Source organism: Streptomyces sp. NPDC043176 (assembly GCF_056436715.1).
In genome coordinates, this window is record NZ_JBWKCA010000004.1 from 427169 (window position 1) to 439855 (window position 12687).

Genomic DNA, 12687 nt, shown 5'->3' on the forward strand with positions numbered 1-12687 from the left:
CGCCCCGGCCGGGTGGGCCAGGGCCCGCGCCTTCGCGCACCCCGCGGGCTCTGTCCCGTCAGCCCGGCCCCGAGGTGTCCAGGGTGAGGATCAGGAGGGTGACGTCGTCCTGGATCTTGGGGGCGAAGCGGCTCAGGTCGGCCCAGATCTCGTCGGGCAGCTCGTCCAGGCCGACATCGGTCATGCCGGCCAGGCGCTCGGCGAAGGGGTAGAACGCGCCGGAGGCGTCCCGTGCCTCCAGGACACCGTCCGACACCAGGAGCAGCCGGTCGCCGGGCAGCAGCGACACCGTCGCGGCGGTCCCGCGCACGACGTCGGCGAGGCCCAGTCCCAGGGGCGGTCCGGAGTCGAGTTCCAGGGTGCTCACGGCTTCGCCGCGCAGCAGGACCGGCGGCGGATGGCCGCAGGCCAGGACGCGGACCTCACGTCCGTAGGGTGCGAAGTCCAGAAGGACGGCCGTGGCGAAGAGTTCCGCGTGCTCCGTCCGCGCCGAGTCGGTCACGAGCCTGCGGTCCAGCCGCGCCGCGATCGAGTCCGCGTCCACGTCGTCCAGCACGGCCTCGCGGAACGCCCCCAGGATGGAGGCGACCGTCGCGACGGCCGGCAGACCGTGCCCCTGCACGTCGCCGAGGACGGCCCGCACCCCGTGGGGGCCGGCCCGGACGTCGAAGAAGTCGCCTCCCACCAGCGTGCCGCGCTCGGCGGCGCGGTACAGGCTCGCGCAGCGCACCGGCCCGACCCGCCGCCGTACGTCCGGGACGATGGCCCGCTGGGCCGTCTCGGCGACGGTGCGTTCCAGGTCGAGCTGCTCGTCCCGGCGCCCGCGGACGAAGGAGACGAAGATGCTCAGGGTCGCGACGAAGCCGAGGGTGAAGAGGTCGGTGTTGCCCGGCTGGTTCAGATGGAAGGAGGGAATGGTCAGCAGCCCGATGGTCGTGGCGCCGAGGAAAGCCGTGGCCACTGGTCCGTAGGCCAGGACGGCCAGGGGAGGCACCGCGCCGAGCAGGAAGCCGATGTCCACCGGGACGGAGTCGGTGAGGGAGGCCGCTCCGACCCCGACGAGCAGCAGCACGGGCAGGATCCGCACCCAGCGGGGCGGCGGGGCCCCGCTCAGCCAGCTCCGCCGGTACTCGCCGGTCTCCGCCTTCCTCGGGTTCACCACACCACCAGGCTCCTATGCCGGAGTGCACCGCGCATTCCACGGTCCCCGCCGCGCAGGTCCGGCGGGCCGGCCGAGGGCTGAGCGGGACCGGCCGCGCCCGGTACGGCAGCAGAGTCCCGGTACGGCAGCGGGGCCCGGGCCGCGCGTCGCGGTCCGGGCCCCCTTGCGGTGCCGCCCGACGGCGGCGGCGGTGCGTCAGCTCTGTGCGGTGTCGTCGCCCGTCTGCCCGGCGCTCTCCGCCACGCCCGTCTTCTCGCGCATCTTGCGCACCAGATCCGCCTTCCGGTCGGCGGCGTTCTGGCGGTCGAGGTTGCGGTGCGGACCGTTGTTCTGGCGTTCGGCGCGGGACAGCTTCTTCCGCTGGCCGCCGCCCTGGCCCACGGGGTTGTTGATGTTCTTGCTGTCGGTCACGGGTTCTCCCGGTGGTGATGTGAAGGGATCTACGGATTCATCGGTGGGGCGACGGGCGGCGACGTCGAAGGACGTCAGCGGGGGCCCGTCACGCTCTCACTCGTGAATCGGAGTCTGGAAGAACATGACAAGGACGTTACCCTGTTCCGACGACCCCGCACACCGATGTCCCCCAGAGGCTGAGATCTCCGGGTCCGGGGTGTGCCGGTCCGCGATCGAAGTTCTCCGGACCGCTATACCTTCCGAGGCAGGACGGCGACAACCGCTCCGCACTCGAACCGTAGGGGCCGCCATCGTGACCGGACGCATCACCGAGCCAACCGCGAGCCCGAGCCGGGACGAGGACTTCGGCGAGGCACGCTGGCCGATGGCCACGGCCGTCGTCGTCGCCATGCTGCTGACCGTCCTGCTCCCCGACGACCTCCGCCTCGCGCCTCGCTGGGTGTTCCCGGCCGTCGAGGGACTGCTCCTGCTCGCGCTCATCGCCGGCGACCCGGGCCGGATCGACCGGCGCTCGACGGTGCTGCGCACCATGTCGATCGCCCTGGTGTGCGTTCTCGCGCTCAGCGCCGTCTGGTCCACCGCCCAGCTGGTCGACGACATCCTCCAGGGCGGCAAGGAGACCGCCTCCGCAACCAGCCTGCTGCAGAGCGGCGGCACGGTGTGGGCCTGCACGGTCCTGGCCTTCTCCCTGCTGTACTTCGAGCTCGACTGCGGCGGGGCGGCGGCCCGTGCCCACCACATGCCCCGCACACCCGCGCTCGCCTTCCCGCAGCAGCTCAACCCCGAAGTGGCGAGCGCCGGCTGGCGGCCCCGCTTCGTCGACTACCTCTACCTCGCCCTGACCAACGCCACCGCGTTCAGCCCGACCGACGTGATGCCCCTGGCGCCCTGGGCCAAGATCGCCATGGGCGTCCAGTCCCTCGTCTCCTTGCTCATCCTCGGCCTGGTGGTCGCCCGGGCCGTCAACGTCCTCACCTGACCGGGGTGCGCGGCCCCGGGGCGCCGGGCGGCCCCTGACATCGGGCGTCCGCGCTGGTCAGGGGCGATTCCGAGCCGGGGTCAGACCAGTACGCGGAGGGCCGCGGGCCGCACCGTGAGGGTCACCGGCAGGGTCGCGTCGACCTCGCCGTCCGCGCCGTACGGGAGGGGCCGGTCGGCTTCTATGCGGACCTGCTTGCCGCGCAGGATCTCGATCTGGGGACGGTTCACGTGCGCGCCCGTCTTCAGTTCGTTCATCATGGCGAAGAAGAGACGCTTGGGCGCCTCCTTGATCACCACGACGTCGAGGAGGCCGTCGTCGACGCGTGCGCCCGGTGCGATGTTCCTCCCGAAGCCGTAGAAGCCGGAGTTGGCCGCGACCACGGTGTAGCCGGTGCGCTCGTGCCGGATTCCGTCGATCGTGATGCGGTACGCGGCCGGCTTCCAGGCGAGGACCGCCCGGAGGCCGCCGGCGTAGTAGGAGGCCGCGCCGCGCAGCAGGCGGGAGGCGTTGGCGTGGCGGTTGGCCACCGCGTCGACACCCGCGTACACGCTGCCGAGGACGTGGGTCCCCCGGTGCTTGGCGGAGACCACCTCGATGGTGTCGACGGCCCGCGGTTCGCCGTCGAGCAGCACCTTGGCGAGGCCCGGGGCGTCGGTGGGAAGTCCCAGGGCTCGGGCGAAGTCGTTGCCGCGGCCCGCGGGGACCAGGCCGAAGACCGTGTCCGTGCCGCTGAGCGCGCCGCCGACGGTGCCGGCCATGCCGTCACCGCCGACGGCGAGCACGACGTGCCCCTTCGCTCCGGCCTCCCGGGCGAGCTCCTGCGCGTGCTCCAGGCTGCGGCTGTAGACGGTGTCGAGCCGCGCGCCCGCCTCCCGCAGCAGCCGGGCCAGCGGGAGCAGGCTCGCCGTGCCGCTGGAACCCCCTGCGGTGGGGTTGACGACGGCGGTGAACTGTCGCATGGATCTGGCCTCCGGGCGGCAGAAGAAGGAATTCAGGAGGAAGGGGTTCGGGACGAGGGGGTTCAGCGGGTGGGGATCAGGACCCCGGGGCTGAGGACGCCGGACGGATCGATCTCGGCTTTGACGGCCTGGAGCATGCGGATGCCGAGGGGACCGATCTCGCGGGCGTACCAGTCACGGTGGTCGGTGCCGACGCCGTGGTGGTGGCTGATGGTGCCGCCCGCCGCCAGGATCGCATCGTTCGCCGCCCGCTTCACCGGCGCCCAGTGCGCGACGGCGTCCTCACCCTGTGCGGAGACGACGGTGAAGTACAGCGAGGCGCCGTTCTCGTACGTGTGCGAGATGTGGCACATGACGAGCGGCGGGGTGCCGGCGTCGGTGAGGGCGTGGGTCAGCGCGTCGCGTACCGCCGTGTACAGGCCGGGGATCGCGGACCAGAAGGCGGCCGTCTCCAGCGTCTCGGCGAACGCGCCTGCGTCGAGCAGCGCGTCGCGCAGGTAGGGGGCGTTGTACCGGCCGTGCTGCCACTTGTCGCCGGCCTCCTCGCCGAGGAACTCGCCGTCGCAGGCGAGGAGGACCTCACGGGCGGCGGCCCGGCGGGCGGCCGTGTCGGCCTCGGTGCCCTCGAAGCCGACGATGGCCATGCAACCGGGGTTCTGCGGGAGTTCGGTGGTGCCGATGGCGTCCGGCTGCGCCAGTCCGATGAAGGTCTCGGACTCGTCCGACAGCCGCAGCACCGTGGGCCGCGGGCCGTCCTGGGCGAGCCGGCGCAGTGCGTCCGCGCCGGCCTCGAAGGAGGCGAAGCGCCAGCCCTCGTAGATCCGCTTCTGCGGCAGCGGGCGGATGCGTACGGTCACCGACGTGATCACGCCGAGGGCGCCTTCGGAGCCGAGGAGGAGCTGGCGCAGGTCGGGACCGGCGGCGGAGCGCGGAGCGCGACCGGTCCACAGGGTGCCCTCGGGGGTGGCGACCTTCAGGCCGAGGACCATCTCGTCGAAGCGGCCGTAGCCGGCCGAGGCCTGGCCGCTGGAGCGGGCCGCGGCGAATCCGCCGATGGACGCCCATTCGAAGGACTGCGGGAAGTGGCCGAGCGTCCAGCCCCGCTCGTTGAGCAGGGCCTCGCACTGCGGGCCGCGCAGGCCGGGGTGCAGGGTGGCGGTGCGCGACACCTCGTCGATGGCGAGCAGCCGGTCGAGGCGCCGCAGGTCGAGGGCGACGAAGGGCCGCTTCGTGGTGGGCGCGAGGCCGCCGACGACGGAGGTGCCGCCGCCGAACGGGACGGCGGACAGGCCGTGCTCCGCGCAGGCCCGCAGGACGGCGAGGACCTCGTCGTGGCTGCCGGGAAGCACGACGGCGGCGGGGATGTCGTCGACCTCGCCGGCGCGGATGCGCAGGAGGTCGGGGGTCGACTTGCCCCGGGTGTGCCGGATGCGGCTCTCGGCGTCGTCCCGCAGGCCGTCGGGCGCGGCGACGGCGGCGCGCAGCGCTTCCGTCGCCTCGTCGGTGAGTGCCGGGGCGGGCACGTCGATGTCGGCGAGGGTGGACGGGCCGCTCTCGCGCGGTGTGACGCCGAGCAGGTCCCGCAGGAGGCCGGTCACCGATTCGGGCAGGGGCGCCGCCTTGGCCGGGTCGCCCCAGCCGCTCCACAACATGTCCACTTCGAGAGGTTCCTCACGGTCTGTTTCACGGACGGCGCTGCCGCTCGGCCCGCACTGGCATTACACTGTGACAGATGACGCCCATTCGTCACAACCATGCGGACGCAGATCCCGTCCTCGACGCGGCACGCGACTGCGTGCTCGCCGTCGGCGTACGGCGAACCACCCTCACCGACGTCGCCCGGCGGGCCGGCGTGTCCCGGATGACGCTGTACCGGCGCTGGCCCGACGTGCGGACGCTCGTCGGCGACCTGATGACCCGTGAATGGATCGCCGTCGCCGCCGACGCCATGCCGCCCGTCGACGACGACCGGCCCGAACGGGAGCGGATCGTCGAGGGGTTGGTGGCGGGAGTCGCCGCGTTCCGGTCGCACCCGCTGTTCCGGAAGATCCTCGACGTCGACCCCGAGCTGCTGTTGCCGTACGTCCTCGACCGGCGGGGCGCCAGCCAGGACGCCCTCCTCGGACTCCTGCTCACCGCGCTGGACGAAGGGCACGAGGACGGTTCCGTACGGCGCGTCCACCCCGAGCTGCAAGCCCGGTCCCTGCTGCTCGTCGTCCAGTCCTTCACGCTCTCGCTGCGCACCATGGCCGACGAGAACGATCCCGAACTGAGCGAAGCCGCCTTCCTCGAAGAGCTGCGCACCCTGCTGGAGAGGACCCTCGCCCCATGAACCCCACGAGCAGCACCGCCCTGCCCGGCTCCTCGCTCGACGCCGAGCGGCGCCGGCGCGAACTGGACCGGCTCGCCGACGGCGACGTCGTCGACGTGCTCGTCGTCGGGCTCGGCGCCACCGGAGCCGGAGCCGCGCTCGACGCCGCCACCCGCGGACTCAGCGTCGCCGCGATCGACGCCCACGACCTCGCGTTCGGCACCTCCCGCTGGAGCTCCAAGCTGATCCACGGCGGACTGCGCTACCTCGCGTCCGGGCAGCTCGACGTCGCCCACGAGAGCGCCGTCGAGCGCGGCATCCTCATGGAGCGCACCGCCCCCCACCTCGTCCGCGCCCAGCCCTTCGTGCTCCCCCTCACCCCGCTCGTCAGCCGCGGCCAGGCCGCCCTCGCCCGCGCCGGATTCGTCGCGGGCGACCTGCTGCGCGTCGGCGCCCGCACCTCGCGCCGCACGCTGCCGCAGCCGCGCACGCTGTCCGCCGTCGAGACCCGCCACCTCGCGCCGGCCCTGCGCCCCGTCGGCCTGCGCGGCGGGCTGCTCTCCTGGGACGGACGGCTCTCCGACGACGCGCGCCTGGTGACCGCGATCGCCCGCACCGCGGCCGCCTACGGTGCCCGCGTCCTCACCCGCGCCCGGGCCCTCGAACTCCACGGCGACGGCGCGCTGGTGCGCGACGAGACCACCGGCCAGGAGCTGCGCGTCCGTGCCCGCACCGTCGTCAACGCGGCCGGAGTATGGGCGGGCGGCCTCATCGACGACGTACGCCTCCGGCCCTCGCGCGGCACCCATCTCGTCCTGCGGTCGGAGACCCTCGGCCGGCTCTCCGCCGGACTGCACATCCCGATCCCCGGCGAGACGAACCGCTTCGTCCTGGTCCTGCCCCAGGGCGACGGGCGCGTGTACGTCGGCCTCACCGACGAGCCCGTCGACGGCGACGTCCCCGACGTGCCGGAGGTCCCAGAGACCGACATCGGCTTCCTCCTCGACGTTCTCGGCTCCGCCCTCGACGTCACCGTCCGCCGCTCCGACGTGGTCGGGGCCTTCGCCGGGCTGCGGCCCCTGCTCGACACCCGGGACTCGGAGGGCCGCACCGCCGACATCTCCCGCAAGCACGCCGTGCTCACCTCGCCCGACGGCATCGTCACCGTCGTCGGCGGCAAGCTGACCACCTACCGCCGCATGGCCCAGGACGCCGTCGACGCGGCCGTCGCCGTCCGCGGCCTGGCCGCCGGCGCGTGCCGCACCGCGTCCGTCCCCCTCGTCGGCGCGGCGCGCCCGCAGACCCTCGCCGGTCTCGACGTGCCGCCCCGCCTCGTACAGCGCTACGGCTCCGAGGCCCCGGCCGTCCACGCCCTCGGGCTCGAAGACCCCGCCCTGGCCGAGCCCGTCGTACCCGGCCATCCCGTCACGGGCGCCGAACTGGTGTGGGCGGTCCGCCACGAGGGCGCCCTCGACACCTCCGACCTCCTCGACCGCCGCACCCGCATCGGCGTGGTCCCCGAGGACCGCGCCATCGCCGAAGAAGCGGCTCGGGACGCCCTCGCCCGTACGGCCCCGGCACGGTGAACGAACACGGCGCCCCTCCCCCGGCATCCGGGCAGGGGCGCCGCCGCCGTTCCGGCGGGTGGGGTCGCGTCGGCCCGCTCCGGGCGGAGGCGCGGAGGGCGGCCGGCGGGGACCGGCGGCAGAAGACGCCACCAGGAGCGGAGGACCCGACCCGTCGGAGGCGGACGTGTGGCCGTCCGCCAGGTCCTGTGGGCTGCCCCGGAGGTGCCGGAGACCGGTACCGGTCGCGTACCGCCGCCCGAACCGCCTCCCCACCTGCCGGTCCTGGCGTGCGGCGCGCGAGACCGTGGGGGCGGCCCACCACCACCCTGTGAGGAGATCCCGTGCTCGAAGGCTTCGGCGAGGCGCTCGCGGACCGGGAGTACTACCTGCCGCTGGCCGGCGTGGCCGACCCCGGACCGCGCTTCGCTCCCGGCGAGGTGCCACCGGGCACACGCGGCTCCGCCCAGGGCATCTGGACGGTGTGGGGCGGTCCGCGGGCCGGGCTCGCCGAGCAGGGCTGGAAGATCCACGTGTCGGCGCGGCTGGACCGGGCGCAGCACGTGCTCGACACGGTCGCCGGGATCTGCTTCTCCGAAGGGGTGCCGTTCAAGCACCTGAGCGCCCGGCTGTTCTTCCTGTTCCTCCATCACAAGCACGCCGTGCGGGCCCAGGCGGGCAAGTTCTGCGCCGTCTACCCACCGGACACGGCGACCACCCGCCGGCTCCTCGAACGCCTGCGCGACGCACTCGACGGGGAGGAGGGGCCGTACGTCCTCACCGACCGGCGCTTTCGCGACTCGCGGACGGTCCACTACCGCTACGGCTCCTTCGACGGCGCGCGCAGCCGGCTCCGGGCCGACGGCACCCGGGAGGGGACGATCCGCGACGGCCTCGGCCACGAGGTCGTGGACTCGCGGCTGCCCGCCTTCCACTTGCCCGCGGGGATCACGGACCCCTTCGTCGAGCAGGAGGAGGAGCCGCACGCGGGCCCGATCCTGATCCGCGACTACGAGGTGACCCGCGCGGTGCGCCTGAGCAACGCGGGCGGCGCCTACCAGGCCCGCGACCGGCGGACCGGCCGCACCGTCTTCCTCAAGGAGGCCCGCGCCCACAACGGTCTGGTCTTCGACGGGACCGACGCGCGGCAGCGGCTGCGGCACGAGTACGACGTGCTGCGCGAACTGCACGCGGCCGCCCCCGGGGTGGGCCCGGAACCGCTGGAGCACTTCACGGAGTGGGAGCACGACTTCCTCGTCACCGAGTACGTCGCGGGACAGCCGCTGGTGGGCTGGCTGAGCCGGTCCTCCCCGCTGGCCCGCGCCGACCGCACGGCCGAGTCCGTCGCCGCGTACCACGAAACGTGCCGGCGGCTCCTCGCCGCGCTGGACGCCTCGCTCGAGCGGCTGCACGCCGCCGGCTACCGGTTCGGTGACCTCAGCCTGGGCAATGTCCTGGTCACGCCGTCGGGCGGGGTCCGTCTTGTGGACTTCGAGGCGGCCTCGGCGCTGTCCGCGGCCCCGTCCGGGATGGGCACTCCGGGGTTCACGCCGCCGCCCGGCCTGCGCCGGGCCGACACCGATCCGCTGCTGCAGGACCGGTACGGCACGTCGGCGGTCGCACTCGCCTTCCTGGCGCCGTTCAACGAGGTCGCCGAGCACGCGCCCGCCAACCTCGCACTGCTGCGCCGCGACCTGGCGGACGTGGCTCCGCCGCAGGACCTCTGGCAGCGGGCGACCGCCTTCCACCTGACCGGGGACCGGGCGCGGGGCCAGGACGGCCCCGACCGGCCGCCCTCCCCCGTCGAGCTGGACACCGATCCCCGCGGCTGCCTCACCCGGCTGGCCGAGGAGGTGGCCGCGGGGCTGCTGGAGACGGCCGACGCCGACCGGCCGGACTGGGCCTTCCCGCCCTCGCCCGAGGCGTTCCGGACCAACAACGTCTGCCTGGCCTACGGCACGGCCGGGGTGGTGCACGCCCTGCACCGCGCCGGAGCCGAGGTGCCGGAGGAGATCGGCGAACGGCTGCGCCGCGACACGCTGGCGCTGCGCGACGCGCTGCCCCCCGGACTGCTCGTCGGCTCCGCCGGCATCGCCCGGGTGCTGGCCGGCCTCGGCCGGCTGGACGAGGCCGTCTCCCTGCTCCGGGACGCCGACCGCCACCCGCTCACCGCCTCCTGCGGCACCCTGGGCGGCGGCCGGGCCGGGGTCGGCCTGGGCTGGCTCGCCCTGCACCGGCTGACCGGGGAGAGCAGCCACCTGGAGCGGGCCGCCGCGGCGGGGGAAGGCCTGCTGCGCACCCCCGACCTGCCGGCCACCCTCGGCGAGCACGACGCCCGCGGCCTGCTGCACGGCCGCTCGGGGCTCGCCCTCTTCCTCCACCGCCTGGCCCGCGACACCGGCGAGGCCCGCTTCCTGGAGGCGGGCCGGTTGCTGCTCCACCAGGAACTGGACAGGACCTTTCCACTGGACGACGGCGCCCTGTCCCTCTCCGACAACGCGCGGCTCACCCGCGCCATGCCGTACCTGGCCACGGGCGCGGCCGGTCTCGCGACGGCGCTCACCCGCTACGCGGCCACCGCGCCTGACGACCGCTGCGCCGCGGCACTTCCGCGGCTGGTCGCCGGCATCCGGGTCTCCTGCGCCACGAAGGAGGCGGGTCTGTACCGGGGGCTGGCCGGACTGACCTGGTTCCTGACCGAGCACGCCGAGCTCACCGGCACGGACGCCGCCCGCGGGGACGCCGTGCGCGCCGCCACCGGCCTGCTGAAGTACGCCGTCCCGTACCGGCGCGGTGTCCGCTTCCTCGGAGCGGGTTCGCAGCGGTTCACCGCCGACCTGTCCAGTGGCGGGGCCGGTGTCCTGCTGACCCTGCACCGCCTGCTGGCCGGCCCGCTCCTGACGGAGCCCCACCCCACACGTACCCGGCTCCCGGCAGCCGTCTGACGTCACGGGCCCCCACGACCCCCTCGGCTCGGCGGCACGCACTCCGTGCCGAGGGACGCAGTGACCGACCGATACGACCCCGACAGAAAGAGGAGATCATCCATGAGCCAGATCCTCGCGCTCCAGACCCTGGACACCGAGCAGGAGGCCGACGCCCTCGTCCCCTGCTTCAGCGTCGCCTGGAGCATCAGCGACATCTTCCCCGAGCCCATGTGACGAGCAGGCACCCGCGAGGGCCGGAACCGGTGGTCCTGCCACCGGTCCGGCCCGTTGTGTCCACCCGCCCGACAGACCCCGGGCCTGTCCGGAAAGTCCCGCAGGGCCGTCCCCGGGCGACCGCCGGGTTCGAGGACCGCCACCCGGCAGTCCGTCATGAGGGGGGCAGAGTCCTTGCCACCGGCGAGGCGTACTGCCGCCCCTCGGTGCGCCGAGGGGCGGCAGACTTGACGGCCCGGGCCGTGTGCAGCGGGCACGAGGCCGAAGAAGTACACGGGGTACACCAGTGGATCTCAGCTCAGTCGTCATCGCTGTCGCAGGCGTCGCAGGAACCCTGGGTGGGGCGCTCCTCACCCAGCGCGGCTCCGAACGGGCGAAGCGCCGGGAGATAGAGCTCGTTCGGGACCATGAGGAGGTCCGCGAGAACCGTTCGCTGCGACGCACCTGCTATGTGGAACTCAACCGGGATGCCCGGCAGTTCACCACCGCACTCAACCGCCACCTCCACGTCATGAGGGAACGCGGCGTGGAGGAGGCCGACAGCGGCGCACTCGAGGAGGCGAAGAACGCGCACCGCGATCGATACTCCGAGGCACAGATGATCGCCCCCGAAGAAGTACTCGTGCGAGCGAGTGTCGTCAATCAAGCCCTCAACAAGGTCTACGGCCAGGTCAAGCGCCTCGAACGCGGTGCTCCCGAACCGGGCGAAACGACGGAGACCGCGGCCCGGGCCCAGTACGAGGTCTGGGAGATGCTCCGCGCCATGAGGACCGCCATGCGCCACGACCTCGGTGTGTCGCATGAGGATTGAGAGCTGACACTCGGCTCCGTGCGCTCTCTCCCGTCTGCCTCGGCCGGCCGGAAACCGGTCGAGGCAGAGGTGGGACGTCGCACTAAGGTCGGATGCCGTCGCAGGCGATCCGCAGATGGCGCGGCCCGCGCAGTACGGCGTTCTGACGGTAGGGGGGCGGGTCCTCCAGGAGGCGCGGGTTCTCCAGCCTCCGGGCCAGCTCCGACAGGGCGAGTTGGGCCTCCAGCCGGGCGAGGGGTGCGCCGAAGCAGCTGTGGATGCCGCTGCCCAGGCCGAGGTGCTGGATGTCCGGGCGGTCCGGGTCGAAGCGGTCCGGGTTCTCGAAGCGCCGGGGGTCGCGGTTGCCGGAGGCCAGGACCAGCCAGAGGGTGGAGCCCTTGGGGATGGTGACGCCGCGGACCTCGATGTCGGCGAGTGTGGTGCGCTGTGGCAGCAGCTGCACCGGCGGCTCGAAACGGAGCAGTTCCTCGACGAGGGGCACGGCCAGACGCGGTTCGGCGCGCAGGCGCTGAAGCACGTCGGGGTTGCGCAGCAGGGTCAGCATGCCGTTGGTGATGAGGTTGACCGTGGTCTCGTGCCCCGCGATCAGCAGCAGCGCGGCCGTGCTGAGCAGTTCCATGGTGGTCATCCGGCCGTCCTCGCTCCTCGTGGCGGCCAGTTGGGAGAGCATGTCGTCCCCGGGGTTCCTGCGGCGCTCCTCGATCAGACCGGCCAGGTACATGCCGAGCTGCATCCGGGCCTCGGCCGCGCCCTTGCCCCGCTCGGCGGGATCGGCGTCCGGGTCGGGGTCCAGACTGGCGGCGAGGGTGTCCGCCCAGGTGTGGAAGCGTGCCTCGTCCTCGCGCGGGACTCCGAGCAGCCTGCAGATCACCGTCACCGGGAACGGGTAGGAGAACTCCTCGACCAGGTCGATACGGCCCGGGTCGCCGAGGCCGTCGATGAGGCCGGCGACGATGTCGTGGAGCTCCGGGCGCATGCCGTCGACCCGGTGGGGGGAGTGCGGCGGGCCGAAGTGCCGGTTCGTCATGCGCCGCATCCGGTCGTGTTCCGGCGGGTCGAGCCGTAGGAACCCCGGCGGCAGGGCGCTCTCCTCGGAGGCCGGCTCCGCCGGCGGGTCACCGCTGCCGGACGCCAGGTTGCGGGCGTCGGAGCTGATCCGGGGATCGTGCAGAAGGCTGCGGATCTCGTAGTAGGTGCTGATCACGTACGGCCCGTCGGCCTCGTGGTGGACCGGTGTCCTCCGCAGCTCTTCGTAGATCGGGTACGGGTCGGCCCGGTTGGCGTAGTCCAGGATCTGGTGGAGCAGGGTGTGCGTCATGGCA

General features: G+C 73.5%; 10 protein-coding genes. 5 read left to right on the forward strand and 5 right to left on the reverse strand.

What is annotated here, in order from left to right; genetic code table 11:
- Positions 1–58: 58 nt before the first annotated feature.
- Positions 59–1162 (reverse strand): PP2C family protein-serine/threonine phosphatase, encoded by a 1104-nt coding sequence (locus tag AC067A_RS09080; protein WP_478616614.1) that lies wholly within the window; start codon positions 1160–1162, stop codon positions 59–61.
- A gap of 195 nt (positions 1163–1357) precedes the next feature.
- Positions 1358–1573 (reverse strand): DUF6243 family protein, encoded by a 216-nt coding sequence (locus AC067A_RS09085; RefSeq protein WP_478616617.1) that lies wholly within the window; start codon positions 1571–1573, stop codon positions 1358–1360.
- A gap of 295 nt (positions 1574–1868) precedes the next feature.
- Between AC067A_RS09085 and AC067A_RS09090 the strand changes: the two genes are divergently transcribed.
- Positions 1869–2555, forward strand: a complete 687-nt coding sequence (locus AC067A_RS09090; protein ID WP_478616620.1) for a hypothetical protein — start codon at positions 1869–1871, stop codon at positions 2553–2555.
- 80 nt (positions 2556–2635) lie between these two features.
- On the opposite strand, the gene AC067A_RS09095 is transcribed toward AC067A_RS09090, so the two are convergent.
- Together AC067A_RS09095 and AC067A_RS09100 are read right to left on the reverse strand one after the other, a co-directional pair.
- Positions 2636–3517: a diacylglycerol/lipid kinase family protein gene (locus AC067A_RS09095; protein WP_478616623.1), complete on the reverse strand. Its 882-nt coding sequence runs from the start codon at positions 3515–3517 to the stop codon at positions 2636–2638.
- 62 nt (positions 3518–3579) lie between these two features.
- Positions 3580–5175, reverse strand: a complete 1596-nt coding sequence (locus tag AC067A_RS09100; protein ID WP_478616626.1) for an FAD-binding oxidoreductase — start codon at positions 5173–5175, stop codon at positions 3580–3582.
- A 74-nt stretch (positions 5176–5249) separates the two neighbouring features.
- Here AC067A_RS09100 and AC067A_RS09105 point away from each other — a divergent pair, with 74 nt between their 5' ends.
- The 4 genes from AC067A_RS09105 to AC067A_RS09120 all read left to right on the forward strand — a co-directional run bounded on the left by AC067A_RS09105 (position 5250) and on the right by AC067A_RS09120 (position 11365).
- Positions 5250–5849, forward strand: a complete 600-nt coding sequence (locus tag AC067A_RS09105) for a TetR/AcrR family transcriptional regulator (protein WP_478616628.1) — start codon at positions 5250–5252, stop codon at positions 5847–5849.
- The gene (locus tag AC067A_RS09110) at positions 5846–7414 is read left to right on the forward strand and encodes a glycerol-3-phosphate dehydrogenase/oxidase (RefSeq protein WP_478616631.1); all 1569 of its coding nucleotides are present in this window, start codon (positions 5846–5848) and stop codon (positions 7412–7414) included. The genes AC067A_RS09105 and AC067A_RS09110 overlap by 4 nt, the downstream gene beginning before the upstream one ends.
- Positions 7415–7737: 323 nt before the next feature.
- On the forward strand, positions 7738–10338 hold the full coding sequence (lanKC, locus tag AC067A_RS09115; RefSeq protein ID WP_478616634.1) for a class III lanthionine synthetase LanKC: 2601 nt from the start codon (positions 7738–7740) through the stop codon (positions 10336–10338).
- A gap of 502 nt (positions 10339–10840) precedes the next feature.
- The gene (locus AC067A_RS09120) at positions 10841–11365 is read left to right on the forward strand and encodes a hypothetical protein (protein ID WP_478616637.1); all 525 of its coding nucleotides are present in this window, start codon (positions 10841–10843) and stop codon (positions 11363–11365) included.
- Between the two features lie 82 nt (positions 11366–11447).
- On the opposite strand, the gene AC067A_RS09125 is transcribed toward AC067A_RS09120, so the two are convergent.
- Positions 11448–12683, reverse strand: coding sequence for a cytochrome P450 (locus AC067A_RS09125; protein WP_478616639.1), 1236 nt, complete (start codon positions 12681–12683; stop codon positions 11448–11450).
- Positions 12684–12687: the final 4 nt, after the last annotated feature.